The organism is Streptomyces sp. TSRI0281 (assembly GCF_001905125.1).
Classification (GTDB): Bacteria; Actinomycetota; Actinomycetes; order Streptomycetales; family Streptomycetaceae; genus Streptomyces.
In genome coordinates this window covers 22,801-41,993 of record NZ_LWLE01000033.1, presented here as the reverse complement: position 1 = coordinate 41,993, position 19,193 = coordinate 22,801, and the positions used below count along the sequence as shown (strand labels likewise).

Sequence of the window (19,193 nt, the reverse complement as noted above, 5' to 3'; positions counted from 1 at the left end):
GTCAAGGGAGACGAATCGCGGCGACTGATGGCCCATCAGACGCTGTCATGATCCCGTGCCGCCGCAACGCCGGACGCCCCTCACCGGGGAGGTGCGGGGCGTCGGTACAGAGCGGTGCGGGCGTGCCGCATCGGGGCTCGGGCGGAGCCGACGGCCCCGTCGCGGAAGGGCGGTGCGACGGGGGCGGGCGGAGCTGACGGGCCGGGTGCGGCACTTCGCCGGCCGGTACGCCGCTGCCGGGGTATCAGCCCGCCGTCACCCTGACCCGTACGGTGCCGTCGGGCCCGGCGAGCAGCACCGGGGTGTCCGGCCCGCCCAGGTCCCGTACCGCCGCCCGGTCCGCGTCCGAAGGGGTCTCGGCCGCGGAGACGACCGCGGCTGCCTCCAGCGACGTGGCACCGCTGGCCACCGCCATCGCGACGGCGGTCTGCAGGGCACTCAGCTTCAGCGACTCCAGCGCCACCGTGCCCGCGACATACGTACGCCCCGTCTCGTCCCGTACGGCCGCGCCCTCGGGCACCCCGTTGCGGGCGCGGGTGCTGCGTGCCAGCGTGACGATCTTGCGGTCCTCGGGGTCGAGGTCGGTGCTCTCAGTCATGGCACGAGCATACGAAGCGGGCGGACCCGGACGCGGCAACGGGGTGCCTCACCCCGGCACCGGGTACATCGAACCGCGCCGGCCCTCCGGAGAGGCCAGCCACTGGAGCTTGCTCTCCGTGCCGGTGGCCGGCAGCGGGGTGTGCAGCACGATCGCCAGGTCGGGCCGGGCCGGCACCCGGAGCTGGGTGGACTCCACGGACAGGGTGCCCACCACCGGGTGGTGCAGCTCCTTGCGGACCTGGCCGCCCGGGGCGACGTCGCGCCGCTGCCACAGTTCGGCGAACTCGGCGCTCGCCCCCTTCGCCTCGTCGATGACGGCCCGGAAGCCCTCGTCGTCCGGGCACTCCGAGCAGGCGGCCCGGAACTGCGCCACGACCTGCGGGGCGAGCGCGGACCAGCCGGTCCCGGACCGGGAGCGGTAGACCGGATCGGTGAAGAAGGCGATCAGACAGTTCTGCACGATGCCGGGGCGCATACCCAGCACCATCGAGGCCGCGTCGTTGTACAGCACGGTGTTCCAGTAGCGGTCCATGATGTGGGCCGGGAACGGCATCCAGGCGTCGATCAGCCGGGTCAGCCCCTCGCACATGTCCGCGTGGGCCGGGTCGACCTCGGCCGGGGGCGGGTTCAGCCCGGCCAGGGCGTAGAGGTGGCGGCGCTCGGCGCTGCTGAGCCGCAGCACCCGGGCGACCGCGTCCAGCACGTGCGGGGAGACGGTGATGTCGCGCCCCTGCTCCAGCCACTGGTACCAGGAGACGCCCACCCCGGCGAGGACGGCGACCTCCTCGCGGCGCAGTCCTGGGGTGCGGCGACGGGCACCGCCGTCCGGCAGACCCGCCTCGGCCGGGGTGACCCGGGCCCGTCGGCTCATCAGGAATTCGCGCAGTTCGGCGAGCCGGTGCGCCTTGATGCCGTCCGTCGCGTGCTGGGCCGGTGTGGCCACGTACTCCCCCTGCTGTCCGTGCGCGCTCCTGCCTGGTGGTGCGAGCAACAGGATAAGTTCCCGCTCCCCACGGATATTCCTGTGGCCGCAGGGTGGGGCCATGGCGATCGACACTCCCCCGTCCCCGGCCTCCCCGGCCTCCCCGGCCTCCCCGGCTTCCTCGGCCTCCCGCACCTCGGCACCGGCCGGCGCCCCGGAACGGCTCTCCGGCCGGGCCCGGCTGGTCCTCTTCGTGCTGTGCGCCGCCCAGTTCATGGTGGCGCTCGACTTCTCCGTACTGAACGTGGCACTGCCGGTACTCGGCAAGGACCTGGGCCTGGGCACGTCCGGGCTGCAATGGGCGGTCACCGCGTTCGCCCTGCCGTCCGGCGGATTCCTGCTGCTGTTCGGCCGGATCGCCGATCTGTACGGCAGGCGCAGGCTGTTTCTCGCCGGGCTCGTCGTCTTCGGGGCTTCCTCGTTGCTGGCGACACTGGCCTGGGACCCGGCCTCGTTCCTGGCCGGGCGGGCGTTGCAGGGGCTCGGCGCGGCCGTGATCGTGCCGACCGGGATGTCGCTGCTCACCACCACGTTCCCGGAGGGCCCGCTGCGGGACCGGGCGCTGGGAATCAGCGGGACCCTGCTCTCGCTGGGCTTCACGGTGGGCATGGTGGCGGGCGGCGTACTGACCGACACACTGGGCTGGCGTTCCACGATGGGGCTGCTGAGCATCGCCGCCGCCGTGGTGCTGGTGCTGGCCCCGAAGGTGCTCGGCGAGTCGCGTACGACGGACCGGCCGAAGCTCGACGTGCCGGGCGCGGTGAGTGTGACCGGTGGTCTGCTGGCCCTGATCTACGCCCTGTCGACGGCGGCCGAGCGCGGGTTCGGCGGCGCGGACGTCCTGGTCACGCTGGTCCTGGGCGTGGCCCTGCTGATCGCCTTCGTGGTCGTGGAGTCCCGCTCGGCGGCACCCCTGGTCTCGCTCCCGATGCTGAGGCGGCGGACGGTGGCCTTCGGGAATCTGGGCGGTCTGATCACCTTCTCGATGATGAGCACCGTCGTGTTCGTCCTGACCCTGTACCTCCAGGAGGTCCTGGACCTGTCCGCCCTCGGGACGGGGCTGGTCTTCGGGGTGCAGGGAGTGTTCTCGGTGCTGGCAGGGATGTACGCCCCGAAGCTCATCGGCCGCATCGGCGCCCGCCGGACGCTGGCGCTGTCACTGCTCGGCCAGGGCGTGTTCATCGGCGCGCTGCTGGGACTCGGCGAGGACTCGGGCATCCTGCTGGCGACCGTGGCCGTCTCGCTGGCGAGCATGTGCCACCTGGGCGCGATCATCTCGTACGGCCTGGCGGTGACATCGGGTGTCCCGGACGAGGAGCAGGGCCTGGCGACGGGGCTGGTCACCACGACCCAGCAGGTCGGCATCACCATCGGCATCCCGCTGCTGGGGGTGCTGGCGACCACGCAGGACGTGTTGTTCGACGGCGTACGGACGGTGGCGGCGGTGGCCGCGGCGATCCTGCTGGTGGCCGGAGCGGCGGTGGCGGCGGGGCTGCGCCGCGGATGAACAGACCCACGGGCCCGCTCCACGACCGGTCACACCGTGGAGCGGGCCCGTGGGGCCGTGCGAGAACCGTGGTCGAGGCGCGCTACGGCCGGTCCAGCCGCAGCCGTTCCGCTTTCGGCAGGCCCGCCACCACGAGGTCGTACGAGTCCTCGATCAGCTCGCGCAGCTTCCTGTCCGGCACCCCGGAGACCGTCACCGTGTTCCAGTGGCGTTTGTTCATGTGCCAGCCGGGGACGATCGCGGCGTGCTCCTCCCGGAGCCGTACCGCCTCGTCCGGGTCGCACTTCAGGTTGACCGTCAGCGGCCGCCCGTCCAGCGCGCTGAGCGCGAACATCTTGCCGAGCACCTTGAAGACCGAGGTCTCCGGGCCGAACGGGAACTCCTCCGCGCTCGCGTTGAACTCCAGGCAGAACGCCCTCAGCCGCTCCGGTGTCATTCCGCTTGTGCCCCTTCCGGCTCCACCAGCACCGTGACGATCTTGTTCCGGCGGCCCGCCGGGGACTCCGCGGTCAGCCGGAGCTTCCTGCTGTCGGGCAGGTCGACCACCGCGGACGCACCGGCGATCGGGACCCGGCCGAGCGCCTTCGCGAGAAGCCCGCCGACCGTCTCCACGTCCTCGTCGTCGTACTCGTCGATCCCGAACAGCTCGCCGAGGTCGCCGATGTCGAGGCGTGCGGTCACCCGGTAGCAGCCGTTCTCCAGCTCCTGGACCGGGGGGAGTTCGCGGTCGTACTCGTCGGTGATCTCACCGACGATCTCCTCCAGGATGTCCTCGATCGTGACGATGCCCGCCGTGCCGCCGTACTCGTCGATGACGACCGCGACATGGCTGCGGTCCTGCTGCATCTCCCGCAGCAGGTCCCCGGCGTTCTTCGTGTCCGGCACGAACGCGGCGGGCCGCATCGCCGTGGAGACCAGATCGGCCTCCGACTCCCGGTTGATGTGCGTCTTGCGGACCAGGTCCTTGAGATAGACGATGCCGACTATGTCGTCCTCGTTCTCCCCGGTCACCGGGATCCGCGAGAAACCGGAGCGCAGGGCGAGCGTCAGGGCCTGACGGATCGTCTTGTAGCGCTCGATGCAGACCAGGTCGGTGCGCGGCACCATCACTTCGCGTACGAGCGTGTCACCCAGTTCGAAGACCGAGTGCACCATGCGGCGCTCGTCGTCCTCGATCAGCGACTCCGCCTCCGCGAGGTCGACCATCGCCCGCAGCTCCGCCTCGCTGGCGAACGGGCCCTTGCGGAACCCCTTGCCGGGCGTCAGCGCGTTGCCGAGGAGGATCAACAGCTGGGGGATCGGGCCCATGATCCTGGCCAGCGGCAGCAGGACGTACGCCGCCGCCGTCGCCGTGTTCAGCGGGTGCTGGCGGCCGATGGTGCGCGGGGAGACCCCGATGGCGACATAGCTGACGAGGACCATCACGCCCATCGCCACGGCCAGCGCCTCCCAGGTCTGCGGGAACTCCTTCAGGCAGGCGTAGGTGACGAGCACCCCGGCGGACATCTCGCTGGCGACCCGCACCAGCAGGGCGACATTGAGATACCGGGTCGGGTCGGCCGCGATCTGCGCCAGCTTCGCGCTGCCGCGCCGCCCCGCCCGTACCGCCTCCGCCGCCCGGAAGCTCGACGTGCGGGCGATGCCCGTCTCCGCGCAGGCCGCCAGCCAGCCGACGACGACCAGCAGGACGGCACCGGTGATGAGCGGGAGGCTCACGAGACGGTGGGGGCGGGCGAGGCGCCGGTGAGTCCGTGCTCGCCGCGCCAGCCGTCGACGATGGCCGCCTGAAGACCGAACATCTCGGCCTTCTCGTCCGGCTCCTCATGGTCGTAGCCCAGCAGATGCAGCACTCCATGAACGGTCAGGAGCTGAAGCTCCTCGTCCATGGAGTGCTGGGTCTCCGCCTCTTCACCCTGCTTCTTCGCGACCTCCGGGCAGAGCACGATGTCACCGAGGAGCCCCTGCGGGGGCTCCTCGTCGTCCTTGGCCGGCGGACGCAGTTCGTCCATCGGGAAGGACATGACATCCGTCGGACCGGGGAGGTCCATCCACTGGATGTGGAGCTGCTCCATGGCGTCGGTGTCCACCACGATCACCGAGAGTTCGGACAGCGGGTGGATCCGCATCCGGGCGAGCGCGTAGCGGGCGATGTCGAGGATCGCCTGCTCGTCGACCTCGGTTCCGGACTCGTTGTTGACGTCGATCGACATGGTGCGCTGCGACTACTTCCCGTTGTGGCTGTCTCGGCTGTCGTACTTCTCGTACGCGTCGACGATACGGCCGACCAGCTTGTGCCGGACGACATCCTGGGAGGTGAGCCGGGAGAAGTGCACGTCCTCGACACCCTCCAGGATGTCCTGGACCTGCCGCAGACCGCTCTTCGTGCCGCTCGGCAGGTCGACCTGGGTGACATCACCCGTGACGACGATCTTCGAGTCGAAGCCGAGCCGGGTGAGGAACATCTTCATCTGCTCGGCGCTGGTGTTCTGCGCCTCGTCGAGAATGATGAAGGCGTCATTGAGGGTGTTGTGCGTCAGCAGATAGTCCTGGGTGACGTAGAGCGAGTCCTCGGCCGCCACCTGAATGCAAACGGCCTCCTCACGGCCCGCCGGCTCGATGCCGTCGATGAAGCGCATGGGGCGTCCGCCGCCGCCGGCAGCGTGGTACGCGTCCGCCTTGCGGGCGAGACGGAAGGGCTCGATGCCCTCGGGAAGACGGATATCGACGACGTGGGCGTCGTAGCGGTGGTGCACCTCCCGCCCCTGGGCGGGGCCGGGTGCCCGCCCTTCGGCGGCCCGGCGGCGCGTGTACGCGACGCCTCCCAGCGACCGCACGAGGGCGATCACATCGTCCCGCAGGGCGATCGACAACGTCGAGTACTGGATACGGCAGGTGCGGTCCGCCTGCGTGACCGGACCGCCGTCGGAGTCGAGGAGTCCCTGCAGCACTCCCAGGCGCACCTCGGCGGAGTTGAGCAGATAGTCGTCCGGGACGAACTTGGAGTGCGACCGGGTCCCCAGCAGGTCCAGCTGACGCAGGATGCCGGTGACGGGGTTCTCCAGGGTGACCACGTCGCCCGGCGCCTTGATCCGGTTCAGTACGTAGTCCGGCCCGCCCCGGTGCCGCAGGGTGATGCCCGTGAGGGCTCCCTCCAGTGCCTCGGCCAGCTCCGGGTCCGCCGTGGCGTACGACGGCGTGGTGGAGCCGGTGAGGCATCCGTCGCCAAGCAGGAGCCCCAGCGCGTACGGATCCATGGGAACGTCACGCTCGGGGTGGCTCACCGGCGCGGTCAGCATCGGCAGCTCGTAGCGGCGGGCGTGCGCCGCGCGGAGGTTGCCGATCATCTCCCGGGTCTCCAGGACCCGCCACGGCTTGTCACGGCGGCGGTCGGAGGCCGTGCGAACGGTCCACAGGTGCTCGCCGCAGCACAGCGTCCAGGAGCCGTCCTGTGCGCTGACGCGGTAGATGTCCTTCTCGCCCTGCGGGTAGACGCCCAGCACCGGGGTCGGCTCGCCGTTCGACCCGATGACGAGGTCACCGACCCGGAGATCGCCGATGGGGCACCAGCCGTCCGGCGTCAGGACGTTCGTGAAGACGGGTTGCGCCCGGCCCCGCATATAAGCCAGCGGCGCCACCTCGATCGTGCCCGCCGCCATCAGCCGCGGGATCGAGTCGGGGTCGAGCATGTCGTGGAGGGCGTCGTAGAGCGGGCGCAGATACGGGTCGATCTTGTCGAAGAGCGTGCCCGGCAGGAAGCCGAGCCGCTCCCCCGCCTCGACGGCGGGCCGGGTCAGGATGATCCGGCTGACCTGCTTGGACTGGAGGGCCTGGACCGCCTTCGCCATGGCGAGGTAGGTCTTGCCCGTACCGGCGGGTCCGATGCCGAAGACGATCGTGTGCTTGTCGATCGCGTCGACATACCGCTTCTGGTTGAGGGTCTTGGGGCGGATGGTGCGGCCGCGGCTGGAGAGGATGTTCTGTGTGAGCACCTCGGCGGGTGTCTCGCCGTGCGGGCCCCCCTGCCCGTTGCCGCTCGCCCGGAGCATGGCGATCGACCGTTCCACTGCGTCCTCCGTCATCGGCTGCCCGGTGCGGAGCACCAGCATCATCTCGTCGAACAGGCGCTGGATCAGGGCGACATCGGCTGCCTCGCCCGTGGCACTGATCTCGTTGCCCCGGACATGGATGTCGGCCGCCGGGAAAGCCGTTTCGATCACGCGCAGCAGCGAGTCGCCCGATCCCAGGAGCATCACCATGGGGTGTGCGGCCGGAATCCTGATCTGGGCACGCGCCTGCGGCTGTGTGGGTGTCTGAGTCATGGGCCGGCCCGCGGGCCTGCGCATACCTCCCGTTGCAGGGTTCTCGCTGCTCGACAACCTCTGGATTACCAAGCCTACGACTCACCACCGACAACACCGAGAGGTTTTACCGGGCACGTGTTCACCGGCTCACCCGCTCACTGACGGAAGCCGATCGTCGGCACCGCGCGGCGCAGCGGCCAGGAGCGGGCGGCGGCGGGCAGCAGTTCCTGGAGGAACGCGTACCGCTCCAGCGCGGCCGGGTCCTGGTCGGCGCAGGTGCGCACCTGCTGCCACCAGGCGGCGATCTCCGCCCAGCCGGGAGCGGACAGCGAGCCGCCGAACTCCTGCACCGAGAGGGCCGCGGTCAGCCCGGCGAAGGCCAGCCGGTCGGCCAGCGGCCAGTTGGCGAGGGTCCCGGTGACGAACCCGGCGACGAAGACATCACCGGCGCCGGTCGGATCGAGTGCCGCCACGTCGATGGCGGGCACCTCGGCCGTGGCGCCGGTCCGCCCGTCGACCGCGTACGCCCCTTCCGCGCCCAGGGTGACCACGGCGAGGGGCACGCGGCCGGCGAGTGCGTGGGCGGCGGCTCGCGGGCAGTCGGTGCGGGTGTAGCGCATCGCCTCCTCGGCGTTGGGCAGGAACGCCTCGCAGTGCGCCAGGTCCGGCAGCGCGTCCAGGTCCCAGCGGCCGGTCTCGTCCCAGCCGACATCGGCGAAGATCCGGGCGCCGTGCCGGGCGGCGGAGGCCACCCAGGGTTCGCTGCGGCCCGGGGCGAGTGAGGCGACGGCGGCCCGTGCGCGCGGCGGGCAGTGCGGGAACGTCCGGCCGGGCACGGTGGCCATGGCGGGGGCCGGCGCCTCGTGGCCGTGGGAGACCATCGTCCGCTCGCCCTCGTAGGCCATGGAGACCGTGACCGGCGAGTGCCAGCCGGGGACGGTGCGGGACATCGACAGGTCGATGCCTTCGCCCTGTTCGAGGGCGTCCCAGCAGTACTCCCCGTAGTGGTCGTCGCCGAAGGCCGCGGCCAGTGAGGTGTGCAGGCCGAGCCGGGAGAGGGCGGTGGCCATGTTGGCGACGCCGCCGGGGCTGGAGCCCATGCCCCGCGCCCAGGACTCGGTGCCGCGCACCGGGGCGCTGTCCAGCCCGGTGAAGATGATGTCGAGGAAGACCGTGCCGGTCAGGAAGACGTCGCACGCGGGGTCCTGCGGGGCGCGCAGCGCCAGCAGCGGGTCGATGCCTGGAATGTCTGTGCTCACCGTGCGCTCCCCGGCCGTGGCGGATCTGGTCCGTGCGTTCGCTGCCCGATCCGGTCAGTGTGCCCGATTCGCGTCGTCGGACGGGGTGTTTGCGCCGTGCCGCTCAGACCGACCTGACCTGCATAAACATGCGCTGTTACCCGGCTCTGGAATGCATAAACGCATAAGTGACCTAGATCACACTGGAGCGGCTTTCGATCGGCTGGGAGCACTTGATACAAATTGGCCCGCGAGCACCGTTGGGGGCTGTTACCGACGAGTGCCCCATCTCCCCTCATTTTCCGCTTTTCCCCCTTGCCCCACCCCTGTCTTCACCCCTGGCTCCACCCCCCTCGTTCCACCCTCCCCGCCTTGCCACCCCCTGCCTTCTCAGGCATGTCTTCAGGAACGCCCATGTCCTCGCGCCCTCGCGCCGCGTGGCCCTTGGTTGCCGTGTTCACCGCCGGTTACCTCGCCGCCTATCTGCTCCCCACCATCGTCGGCCGGCTCAGCGTCCATCTGGGCCTCAGTGCGGCCCAGGCGGGCCTGGTCGGCAGTGCACTACTGCTGAGTTCGGCCAGTGCCGGTTTCACTCTGGCGGGCCGCGTCGAGCGCTGGGGGGCGCGGAGACCGGCACGTATCGGACTGACGCTGGCGATAGTGGGCTACGGCTGTGCCGCGCTGGCCGGGTCCGTTCCGCTGGTGGTCCTGGGCGCGATGATCGGTGGCCTCGGTTCCGGTACGGCGACCGCCGTCGCCGCCGCCGGGATCGCCGCCCAGCGCGACCCGCACCGGACCTCGTCGCTCGGGCTGCTCACCGTCTCCGCGACCGCGGGCGCCCTCTATCTGACGATCCCGCACCTGGGCGGCGGCCACCGGCTGCCGTTCGCCTCGATCGCACTGGTCGCCCTGCTCGTCTGGCCCGCCGCCGCACGGCTCGGTACCGCCACGGCGGCGCGGAGCCCGGCGCAGGTCTCCGGACGCCTGCCGCACCGCCGCTCCGGTCTGGTGCTGGCGGCCGGGATGCTCATCTGGTCCATGGCGCAGAACGCGCTGTGGGGGGTGAGCAGCCGCATCGGTGTCGTACAGGTGGGGCTCTCCGAGGTCACCATCGGCGCGGTGTTCGCCGCCGCGCTCGGAGCCGGGCTGCTCGGTGTGATGGGTGCCGGAATGCTGGGCGCGCGGCTCGGCAGGGCAGTACCGATCGGGCTCGGCACGATGATCATCGCGGTGAGCATCGTGCTCAGTTCCTCGGCGCGGGACCTCGGTTCGTTCGCGACCGGCGAGATCCTGTGGAACACCGTCTACCCGGTGGTCCTGTCGTATCTGATCGGCCTCGCCGCCTCGCTGGACATACGCGGACGCTGGGCGGTCCTCGCGGGCTCGGCCTCGTCCGTCGGGGTGGCCTGCGGCCCGCTCCTGGGCAGTGTGCTCTCCGAGCAGGCCGGTTATCCGGCGATGGGCCTGGTCCTGGGAGCGGTCACCCTGCTGGTGGCGGCCCCCGTCACCGCCGTCGCCCTCCACACCGGTGGCCGTCCGCTGGTGCCCGGCTCGGTCCGCCGTCGCGGTGGTGCCCCGGCCGCGCTGCTCGCCGCGACCACCGGTGGCCTGCCCGGCGCCGTGCCCAAGCTCGGTGCACCGGAACAGGCCGTCACGGAACTCGCGGTGCCCGCGCTGCGCCGCAGGCGCCTGGGCCGGAACGCGTTCCGGACGGCCGGTCCGGCGGGCGGGTCCGGTCAGTCGAACGCGTACGCCTCGACCTCGGAGAGGTAGCGCGCCCTGCGCTCCTCGTCGTGGTCGAGGAAGGCCGCCTCGAAGGAGTTGCGGGCCAGCGTGCGCAGCTGTTCGTGGTCCAGGGCGAGCGCCTCGTGGACCGCGTGGAAGGTGTCTCCGACGTACCCGCCGAAGTAGGCGGGGTCGTCGGAGTTCACCGTGCAGAGCAGCCCGGCGGCCATCATCTCCCGCAGGGGGTGGTCCTCCAGGATGTCGATGGCGCGCAGCCGTACGTTGGACAGCGGGCAGAGCGTGAGCGGGATCCGGTCCGCGACCAGCCGCCGTACCAGGCCGGGGTCCTCCATGCAGCGCAGTCCGTGGTCGATGCGCTCGACGCCCAGGACGTCCAGGGCCTCCCGGATGTACTCCGGCGGGCCCTCCTCCCCCGCGTGGGCGACCTTGCGCAGTCCGAGCGCCGCGGCCGCCTCGTACACCTCACGGAATATGGCGGGCGGGTTGCCGACCTCCGCCGAGTCCAGGCCGACGGCGCTGATCCGGTGCAGATACGGCTTCGCCGCCTCCAGGGTCTCCAGCGCCGATTCGGCCGACCGGTCGCGCAGGAAGCACAGGATCAGCTGGGTGGAGATGCCGTGCGTCTCCTCGCTGCGCTCCAGCGCCCTGCCGAGTCCCTCGATCACGGTGCCGATCGGGACGCCGCGGGCGGTGTGCGCCTGCGGGTCGAAGAAGATCTCCGCGTGCCGTACGCCCTGGGCGGCGGCGCGGGTGAGGTAGGCGTCGGCGAGTTCGGTGAAGTCGTCCTCGGTCCGCAGCACCGCCATCAGCGCGTAGTACAGGTCGAGGAAGGTCTGGAGGTCGTCGAAGAGGTAGGCGGTGCGCAGCTCCTCGGTGGTGGCGTACGGCAGCTTCACCCCGTTGCGTTCGGCGAGCGCGAAGGCCAGCTCGGGTTCGAGGGTGCCTTCGATGTGGAGGTGGAGTTCTGCCTTGGGGAGGTGCACGTCGTCTCGCTCACGAATGGTGGTGCTGGTGTGTTTCGGGTGCTGCCGTGATTCAGAGGTGCCGGGTGGGCAGCGGGACCCGGATCAGGTCCTGGGCGACGGTGAGTCCGCCCTCGAACCCTGCGGCGCGGGCCTGGGCCTCGAAGAGCCCCGGGTCGTTGTACCGCTGCGAGAAGTGGGTCAGCACGAGGTGCCGTACGCCCGCTTCCTTCGCCACCCGGGCCGCCTGTCCGGCGGTCAGGTGGCCGTGGTCGGTGGCCAGCCGTTCGTCCTCGTCGAGGAAGGTCGACTCGATGACCAGCATGTCGCAGCCCTCGGCGAGCGCGTACACGCCGTCGCAGAGCCTGGTGTCCATGATGAACGCGAACCGCTGTCCGCGCCGGTGCTCGGAGACCTCGTCGAGCGTGATCGCGCCGAGTGCTCCCTCGCGCTGGATCCGGCCGACGTCCGGGCCCCGGATGCCGTGCTCGGCGAGCCTGGCGGGCAGCATGCGCCGGGTGTCGGGTTCGGTCAGCCGGTAGCCGTACGACTCGACGGGGTGCGAGAGCCGGTGGGTGTCGAGGGTGTACGTGTCCGTGGTGGCCAGCACCCCGTCGGCGGCGACGGGCGCCTCGGTCAGCTCGACGGACTCGCGGTAGGCGGTCGCGTACCGCAGCCGCTCGAAGAAGTGCTGCCCGCTCGCCGGGTAGTGCGCGGTGACGGGGTGCGGCACCTGGTCCAGGTTGATCCGCTGGATCACTCCGGCCAGGCCCAGCGAGTGGTCGCCGTGGAAGTGCGTGACGCAGATCCGGTTGATGTCGTGCGCGGCGACACCGGCCCGGAGCATCTGGCGCTGGGTCCCCTCGCCGGGATCGAAGAGGATGCCCTCGCCGTCCCAGCGCAGGAGATAGCCGTTGTGGTTGCGGTGCCGGGTGGGGACCTGGCTGGCGGTGCCGAGCACCACCAGTTCTCGTACGGACATGGCTGGGGGCGCCCGTTATCCGGGGGGCCACTGGAGGCCGCGGCCTCCCAGTACATGGGCGTGGGCGTGGAAGACGGTCTGGCCGGCGCCGGAGCCGGTGTTGAGGACCAGCCGGTAGCCGCTCCCGTCGATCTTCTCGTCGGCGGCGACCTGTCCGGCCTCGCGCAGCATGTCCGCGGCGATCTGCGGTTCGGCGGCGGCCAGCGAGGCGGCGTCCGGGTAGTGCGCCTTGGGGATGACCAGGACGTGTGTCGGGGCCTGCGGGTTGATGTCGCGGAAGGCGACGGTCGTCTCGCTCTCGCGGACGATGGTCGCCGGGATGTCTCCCGAGACGATCTTGCAGAACAGGCAGTCGGTCTGCGGCTCTCCCGCCATGGCCGGGTCTCCTCGGTCGTCGGTGATCAGTACAGGGGCATGCTATCCGGGTCGGTGCGGATCACTTCTTGCGCGGCCGGTCGAACCAGATCGTCAGCAGGACCGGTATCAGGCCCGTCCAGAACAGCGCCTGGGGGATGCCGCGTTCGCGGCTCAGCAGGGACCGGAGGGTGAGCCGGATCCCGTTGCGCAGTCGGCGGTAGCGGAGGAGGGCGCCGAGGCCCCAGGCCACGGCCATCAGCGCGATCGCGTACAGCCGGGTGCCGAACGACAGGGGCAGTTCCCTGGGGGCCTCGCCCTCGGTCGGGAAGAGGTCGATCGACACGCCCGCGATGCAGAGGCTGAGCACGGCGAGCCAGCGGGTGCCGCGCAGCATCCGGAACACGGTCAGGTCCAGCTTGGCGCGCAGCAGCGCGGAGCCCGGGTCCGCGGTGAGCGCGTCGGCGTACGCCGAGGCCTTCGCCGGAAGCCGGACGTCCTTGAACAGCCCGGTCCGGTTCGGGAACACGTCCGCTCACGGGACGGAACATGCCGGTCCGGGGCATCCAGGCCGGAACAGCCCAGTCCGGATCGGAACATGCCGGTCCGAATCGGAACATGCCGGTCCCGGCCGCAACAGCCCCCGGAGCTACCGGACTCCGCCCTTCCGGCCCCTCAGCCCCAGCGTCCGGTGCGGCCCAGCAGCAGGGCGGCAGCGGCCGTCCCCGCCGTGGAGGTGCGCAGCACGCTGCGGCCCAGCCGGTAGGGCCGCGCGCCCGCCTCGGCGAAGGCGGCGAGTTCCTGCGGGGAGACGCCGCCCTCCGGGCCGACGACGAGCACGATCTCGCCCCGCGCCGGGAGTTCGGCGGTGGCGAGCGGTTCGCTGTCGCAGTCCCGGTCCTCGTGCAGCACGCCCGCGAAGTCCGCCGCGGCCAGCAGGGCGGCGACCTGTTTGGTCGTCATCGCCTCCGTGATCTCGGGGAACCGGACCCGGCGCGACTGCTTTCCCGCCTCCCTGGCAGTGGCGCGCCACTTCGCCAGGGACTTGAGGCCGCGGTCGCCCTTCCACTGCGTGATGCAGCGCGCGGCCTGCCACGGGACGACGGCGTCGATGCCCGTCTCCGTCATCGTCTCCACCGCGACCTCGCCGCGGTCACCCTTGGGCAGGGCCTGGACGACGGTGATACGGGGGGTGGGCGCGGGCTCCTCGTGAACGGTCGCGAGGTCCGTGATCACCAGCCGGTCCTTGCCCTCGGCGGCCCGTACGACGCCCTCCGCCCACCGGCCCAGACCGTCCGTCAGGACGACGTCCTCACCGGCGTGCAGCCTCCGCACGGAGACGGCGTGCCGCCCTTCGGGGCCGTCCAGGACGAACTCGGGCCCGCTGGGCATCCGTTCGACGACGAAGACCGGTGCCGTCACTGGGCACTCCTTCCGCTCACTGCCACCCGGGCGGCTTCCAGTTCGGTGGCGAGCAGGTCGATCAGCTCTCCGGCGGGCAGCTCGCGTGCCATCCGGTGCCCTTGTCCGGCCCACAGTGCCATGCCCTGGGCGTCCCCGGTGCGGGCGGCGGCCTTGCGCAGCCCGCTCGTCACATAGTGGACCTGCGGGTAGGCGGCGGGGGCGTACGGGCCGTGCTCGGTCATGAAGCGGTTGACCAGGCCGCGGGCCGGGCGGCCGGAGAACGCCCGGGTCAGCGCCGTGCGGACGAACAGGGGGTTGGTCAGGGACTGCTTGTGCAGGGGATGCGCCCCGGACTCGGGGCAGGCCAGGAACGCCGTGCCGAGCTGGGCCGCGTCCGCGCCCGCCGCGAGCACAGCGGCGATCTGGGAGCCGCGCATCAGCCCGCCCGCCGCGATGACGGGCAGTTGTACCGTCTCGCGGACCTGGGCGACGAGGGAGAGCAGCCCGATGCCGGTGTTGTCGGCCTGCGGGTCGTCGCGGTGCGTGGACTGGTGGCCGCCCGCCTCGACGCCCTGGACGCAGACGGCGTCGGCGCCCACCCACTGGGCGCACTGCGCCTCCTCGGCGGTGGTGACCGTCACGACGGTGTACGTGCCCGCCTTGGCGAAGGCGTCCAGTGTGTCGCGGGTGGGGCAGCCGAAGGTGAAGGAGACCGCGGGGACCGGGTCCTCCAGGAGGATCGCGACCTTGGCCTCGTAGCCGTCGTCGCCGCTGGTGTCCGGGTCGCCGAGCGGGGTCTCGTACCAGACGGCCTCACCGGCGAGCTGGTGGCAGTAGACCTCGACTGCGCTCGGGTCGGCGAGGGCGGGCTGCGGCATGAAGAGGTTGACGCCGAACGGCCCGCCGGTCAGCCTGCGCACCTGTTTGATCTCGTTGTACATGCCGTCCGTCGTCTTGTACCCGGCGGCGAGGAACCCGAGCCCCCCGGCGGCGGCGACGGCGCCGACGAGTTCCGGCGAGGAGACACCGCCCGCCATAGGGGCCTGCACGATCGGATACCGGCAGAGATCGGTCAACTCGGAGGACATGACCGCATCGTGCCATGTCCGGCGCACAGGGCCGAATCAGCCATGAGACGGCATGACCGGTATACCGCTGTACGCAGCACCGCCCGTCGGTACAAGACCGACGGGCGGTGCGGTGACAGGCCGAGACCGGTTCAGCGGCCGTTGAAAGCGTCCTTCAGCCGGGAGAACAGCCCTTGCTGACCTGGCTGAAACTGGCCGATGGGCCGTTCCTCGCCGCGCAGCTTCGCCAGCTCGCGCAGCAGTCGCTCCTGCTCCGCGTCCAGCTTGGACGGGGTCAGTACTTCGACATGCACGATCAGGTCGCCCCGGCCACCGCCGCGCAGATGCGTGATCCCGCGCCCGTGCAGCGGCACCGACTGACCGGACTGGGTGCCCGGCCTGATGTCGATCTCCTCCAGGCCGTCGAGCGTCTCCAGTGGCACCTTGGTGCCGAGCGACGCCGCCGTCATCGGGATGGTGACCGTGCAGTGCAGATCGTCGCCACGCCGCTGGAACACCGCGTGCGACAGCTCGTGGATCTCGACGTACAGATCGCCGGCCGGTCCGCCGCCGGGGCCGACCTCGCCCTCACCGGCGAGCTGGATGCGGGTGCCGTTGTCGACGCCCGCGGGGATCTTCACGGTGAGGGTGCGCCGCGAGCGGATGCGGCCGTCACCGGCGCACTCCGGGCAGGGCGTCGGCACGACCGTACCGAAGCCCTGGCACTGCGGGCAGGGCCGCGAGGTCATGACCTGGCCCAGGAAGGACCGGGTGACCTGGGAGACCTCGCCGCGACCGCGGCACATGTCACAGGTCTGGGCCGAGGTGCCGGGGGCCGCGCCCTCGCCACTGCAGGTCGTACAGACGACCGCCGTGTCGACCTGGATGTCCTTGGTGGTGCCGAAGGCCGCCTCGGAGAGGTCGATCTCCAGCCGGATCATCGCGTCCTGGCCCCGCCGGGTACGCGAACGGGGTCCGCGCTGCGATGCCGTGCCGAAGAACGCGTCCATGATGTCGGAGAAGTTGCCGAAGCCACCTTGTCCGAATCCGCCCGCGCCACCTCCGCCGGAGGCGGACAGCGGGTCGCCACCGAGGTCGTAGACCTGCTTCTTCTGCGGGTCCGACAACACCTCGTAAGCGGCGTTGATCTCCTTGAACCGCTCCTGGGTCTTCGGATCCGGGTTGACATCCGGGTGCAGCTCGCGGGCGAGCCGCCGGAATGCCTTCTTGATCTCGTCCTGAGATGCGTCGCGGCGCACGCCTAGTACGGCGTAGTAGTCCGTGGCCACTTACGAATCCGCCAGGATCTGTCCGACGTAACGTGCCACTGCGCGTACCGCTCCCATCGTTCCGGGGTAGTCCATGCGGGTCGGTCCGACCACGCCGAGTTTGGCGACTGCCTCGTCGCCCGAACCGTAGCCGACCGCGACGACGGACGTGGAGTTGAGCCCCTCATGGGCGTTCTCGTGCCCGATACGTACGGTCATGCCCGAGTCCGTTGCCTCACCGAGCAGCTTCAGCAGCACGACCTGCTCCTCCAGTGCTTCCAGCACCGGCCGGATCATCACCGGGAAGTCGTGCCCGAAGCGGGTGAGGTTGGAGGTGCCGCCGATCATCAGCCGCTCCTCCGTCTCCTCGACCAGCGTTTCGAGAAGGACGGAGAGCACCGTGGAGACGGTGGCCCGGTCCTCGCTGTCGAAGGATTCCGGCAGCTCCTGCACCAGTTGCGGAACATCCGCGAAGCGGCGTCCGACGACCCGGCTGTTGAGCCGGGCCCGCAGATCGGCGAGAGAGGTCTCACCGAACGGCGCGGGGCAGTCGATCATACGCTGTTCGACCCGGCCGGTGTCGGTGATCAGGACCAGCATCAGCCGGGCGGGAGCCAGCGCCAGCAGCTCCACATGCCGCACCGTCGAGCGGGTCAGCGAGGGGTACTGCACGACGGCGACCTGCCGGGTCAGCTGCGCGAGCAGCCGTACGGTGCGGCCCACGACATCGTCGAGGTCGACCGCGCCGTCGAGGAAATTCTGAATGGCGCGGCGCTCCGGCGAGGACAGCGGCTTGACGCCCGCCAGCCGGTCGACGAAGAGCCGGTAGCCCTTGTCCGTCGGGATGCGCCCCGCGCTCGTGTGCGGCTGGGCGATGAATCCCTCATCCTCCAGCACGGCCATGTCATTGCGGATGGTGGCCGGGGAGACCCCGAGCTTGTGCCGCTCCGTGAGCGCCTTGGAGCCGACGGGCTCCTCGGTGCCGACATAGTCCTGGACGATGGCGCGCAGCACTTCGAGTCTGCGTTCGCTGAGCATCGCGCACACCTCCAGCTGTCGTCTCCGGTGTCTGCCTGGCACTCTGTGCGTTCGAGTGCCAGCAATCCTCCCCGGCCAGTGTACGGGGGCGGGGTGCCCCCCAGGCAAGGGCGACCGGCCACGCTACCGCGAGACTGCGCAGGTCGTTGCCGATAGCGTCGCCGTATGGACGTCTCTTGGGAAGAGTTCGGCTGGGAGCGGTTGGGCAACGGTGTGGGCCGGCGGCGGCTTCCCGGGTGGGATGCGACGGTCGCGCTGGTGGCCGGGGCGGGCGCGGCGCTGCTCTACGACACCGGGTCGACGCTGCGCGAGGGCGTCGAGCTGCGGACGCAGGCGGAGGCGTTGCTCGGCCGCAGGGTGACACATATCGCACTGAGCCACCCGCATTTCGATCATGTGCTGGGCACCGCGGCGTTCGCCGGGGCCCAGGTGTACGGGGCGGTCGGCATCGCCGGTCTCCTCGACCGCGGTGCGGACGGTCTGCGCGCCTCCGCGGTGCGCCACGGGGTGCCCGAGGAGCAGGCGGCGCAGGCGGTGGATGTCCTGGTGGCCCCGCGCCACGAAGTGTGCGGGGAGTGGACGCTCGACCTCGGGGGCGGCCGGCAGGTGCTGCTGGCCGATGTCGGTCCGGCGCACAGCGGCCACGATCTGGCGGCGCTGGTGCCGGGGTCGGACGGGGAGCCGGCGGTGGTGCTCTGCGGCGACCTGGTCGAGGAGTCCGGCGAACCGCAGGCGGGCGGGGACGCGGTCGTCTCCCGCTGGCCGGCCGCGCTGGACAGGCTGCTGGCGCTGGGCGGCGAGGACGCGCTGTACGTACCGGGGCACGGGGCGGTGGTGGACGCGGCGTTCGTACGGGCGCAGCGGGACCGGCTGGCGGAGCGCTTCGGCGTGTCGTGAGAGGCCGCCCACTTATCGTCGTGCCATGCGCAGCTATCAGCCGGACCTGACCCCGCCGTGGAAGAAGTCCGCCCCCGCCCCGGAGGTCCCCGCCGAGCCCGATCTGGTCGTGGAGGAGGTCTCCACCGGCTTCTGCGGTGCGGTGATCCGCTGCGAGAAGACGGCCCAGGGCCCGACGGTCACCCTGGAGGACCGCTTCGGCAAGCACCGGGTGTTCCCGATGGAGCCGCGCGGCTTCCTGCTGGAGGGCCGGGTCATCACGCTCGTACGCCCCTCGGCCGCCGGTCCTGTGCGGCCCGCCCGTACGGCGTCCGGTTCGGTGGCGGTGCCCGGCGCGCGGGCGCGGGTGGCGCGGGCCGGGCGGATCTATGTGGAGGGCCGGCACGACGCGGAGCTGGTCGAGCGGGTGTGGGGCGACGACCTGCGGATCGAGGGTGTGGTGGTCGAGTACCTGGAGGGCATCGACGACCTCCCGGCGATCGTGCGCGAGTTCTCACCGGGACCGGACGCCCGGCTGGGGGTGCTGGTGGACCATCTGGTGCCGGGTTCCAAGGAGTCCCGGATCGCCGGTCAGGTGTCGGACGCGAACGTGCTGGTGGTGGGCCACCCGTACATCGACGTCTGGGAGGCGGTGAAGCCCTCGTCGGTGGGGATCGCGGGCTGGCCGGTGGTGCCGCGCGGCCAGGACTGGAAGACAGGGGTGTGCCGGTCGCTGGGCTGGCCGGAGAACACCGGGGCGGCCTGGCAGCACATCCTCTCCAAGGTCCGCTCCTACCGCGATCTCGAACCGCAACTCCTGGGTCGGGTCGAGGAGTTGATCGACTTCGTCACGCTTCCTGATTGAAGT

The 19,193-nt window shown here is 71.1% G+C and carries 19 protein-coding genes; 4 read left to right on the top strand and 15 right to left on the bottom strand.

Features of this window, described 5'->3' with window-relative positions; all coding sequences use genetic code 11:
• Positions 1-244: 244 nt before the first annotated feature.
• Positions 245-598, bottom strand: coding sequence for a cytidine deaminase (locus A6A29_RS29325; RefSeq protein WP_073724530.1), 354 nt, complete (start codon positions 596-598; stop codon positions 245-247).
• A gap of 48 nt (positions 599-646) precedes the next feature.
• On the bottom strand, positions 647-1,543 hold the full coding sequence (locus A6A29_RS29320) for a helix-turn-helix transcriptional regulator (RefSeq protein WP_073724527.1): 897 nt from the start codon (positions 1,541-1,543) through the stop codon (positions 647-649).
• A 100-nt stretch (positions 1,544-1,643) separates the two neighbouring features.
• On the opposite strand from A6A29_RS29320, the gene A6A29_RS29315 reads away from it, so the two are divergent.
• The gene (locus A6A29_RS29315) at positions 1,644-3,089 is read left to right on the top strand and encodes an MFS transporter (protein WP_073724525.1); all 1,446 of its coding nucleotides are present in this window, start codon (positions 1,644-1,646) and stop codon (positions 3,087-3,089) included.
• Between the two features lie 82 nt (positions 3,090-3,171).
• On the opposite strand, the gene A6A29_RS29310 is transcribed toward A6A29_RS29315, so the two are convergent.
• The 5 genes from A6A29_RS29310 to A6A29_RS29290 all read right to left on the bottom strand — a co-directional run bounded on the left by A6A29_RS29310 (position 3,172) and on the right by A6A29_RS29290 (position 8,649).
• Positions 3,172-3,525 (bottom strand): MmcQ/YjbR family DNA-binding protein, encoded by a 354-nt coding sequence (locus A6A29_RS29310; protein WP_073724523.1) that lies wholly within the window; start codon positions 3,523-3,525, stop codon positions 3,172-3,174.
• A complete protein-coding gene (locus A6A29_RS29305; protein WP_073724521.1) occupies positions 3,522-4,805 on the bottom strand; it encodes a hemolysin family protein in 1,284 nt (427 codons plus the stop codon). Before A6A29_RS29305 ends, A6A29_RS29310 begins: the two co-directional genes overlap by 4 nt.
• Entirely contained in the window at positions 4,802-5,299 is a 498-nt protein-coding gene (gene ybeY, locus A6A29_RS29300; protein ID WP_073724519.1) for an rRNA maturation RNase YbeY, read from the bottom strand. The genes A6A29_RS29305 and ybeY overlap by 4 nt, the downstream gene beginning before the upstream one ends.
• A gap of 12 nt (positions 5,300-5,311) precedes the next feature.
• On the bottom strand, positions 5,312-7,408 hold the full coding sequence (locus A6A29_RS29295; protein ID WP_073724517.1) for a PhoH family protein: 2,097 nt from the start codon (positions 7,406-7,408) through the stop codon (positions 5,312-5,314).
• Between the two features lie 137 nt (positions 7,409-7,545).
• Complete coding sequence (locus A6A29_RS29290) at positions 7,546-8,649, bottom strand: carbohydrate kinase family protein (RefSeq protein WP_073724515.1); 1,104 nt, start codon at positions 8,647-8,649, stop codon at positions 7,546-7,548.
• A 393-nt stretch (positions 8,650-9,042) separates the two neighbouring features.
• On the opposite strand from A6A29_RS29290, the gene A6A29_RS29285 reads away from it, so the two are divergent.
• The gene (locus tag A6A29_RS29285) at positions 9,043-10,401 is read left to right on the top strand and encodes an MFS transporter (protein WP_073724513.1); all 1,359 of its coding nucleotides are present in this window, start codon (positions 9,043-9,045) and stop codon (positions 10,399-10,401) included.
• Here A6A29_RS29285 and A6A29_RS29280 read toward each other — a convergent pair.
• The 8 genes from A6A29_RS29280 to hrcA form a co-directional block, all read right to left on the bottom strand.
• Positions 10,365-11,357, bottom strand: coding sequence for an adenosine deaminase (locus A6A29_RS29280; protein ID WP_073724511.1), 993 nt, complete (start codon positions 11,355-11,357; stop codon positions 10,365-10,367). The genes A6A29_RS29285 and A6A29_RS29280 overlap by 37 nt on opposite strands.
• Positions 11,358-11,409: 52 nt before the next feature.
• Complete coding sequence (locus A6A29_RS29275) at positions 11,410-12,318, bottom strand: ribonuclease Z (RefSeq protein ID WP_073724509.1); 909 nt, start codon at positions 12,316-12,318, stop codon at positions 11,410-11,412.
• A 15-nt stretch (positions 12,319-12,333) separates the two neighbouring features.
• A complete protein-coding gene (locus tag A6A29_RS29270) occupies positions 12,334-12,693 on the bottom strand; it encodes a histidine triad nucleotide-binding protein (RefSeq protein WP_073724507.1) in 360 nt (119 codons plus the stop codon).
• Positions 12,694-12,754: 61 nt separating this feature from the next.
• The gene (locus A6A29_RS29265; protein WP_073724505.1) at positions 12,755-13,201 is read right to left on the bottom strand and encodes a hypothetical protein; all 447 of its coding nucleotides are present in this window, start codon (positions 13,199-13,201) and stop codon (positions 12,755-12,757) included.
• Between the two features lie 146 nt (positions 13,202-13,347).
• A complete protein-coding gene (locus tag A6A29_RS29260) occupies positions 13,348-14,094 on the bottom strand; it encodes a 16S rRNA (uracil(1498)-N(3))-methyltransferase (protein ID WP_073724503.1) in 747 nt (248 codons plus the stop codon).
• Positions 14,091-15,164: a nitronate monooxygenase gene (locus A6A29_RS29255; RefSeq protein WP_073724501.1), complete on the bottom strand. Its 1,074-nt coding sequence runs from the start codon at positions 15,162-15,164 to the stop codon at positions 14,091-14,093. Before A6A29_RS29255 ends, A6A29_RS29260 begins: the two co-directional genes overlap by 4 nt.
• Before the next feature lie 131 nt (positions 15,165-15,295).
• A complete protein-coding gene (dnaJ, locus tag A6A29_RS29250; protein WP_073724499.1) occupies positions 15,296-16,432 on the bottom strand; it encodes a molecular chaperone DnaJ in 1,137 nt (378 codons plus the stop codon).
• Positions 16,433-17,449: a heat-inducible transcriptional repressor HrcA gene (gene hrcA, locus A6A29_RS29245; RefSeq protein WP_073724497.1), complete on the bottom strand. Its 1,017-nt coding sequence runs from the start codon at positions 17,447-17,449 to the stop codon at positions 16,433-16,435.
• 165 nt (positions 17,450-17,614) lie between these two features.
• On the opposite strand from hrcA, the gene A6A29_RS29240 reads away from it, so the two are divergent.
• Both A6A29_RS29240 and A6A29_RS29235 read left to right on the top strand, forming a co-directional pair.
• Positions 17,615-18,346 (top strand): MBL fold metallo-hydrolase, encoded by a 732-nt coding sequence (locus A6A29_RS29240; RefSeq protein WP_073724495.1) that lies wholly within the window; start codon positions 17,615-17,617, stop codon positions 18,344-18,346.
• A gap of 25 nt (positions 18,347-18,371) precedes the next feature.
• Entirely contained in the window at positions 18,372-19,190 is an 819-nt protein-coding gene (locus A6A29_RS29235; RefSeq protein WP_073724493.1) for a DUF3097 domain-containing protein, read from the top strand.
• Positions 19,191-19,193 lie beyond the last annotated feature (3 nt).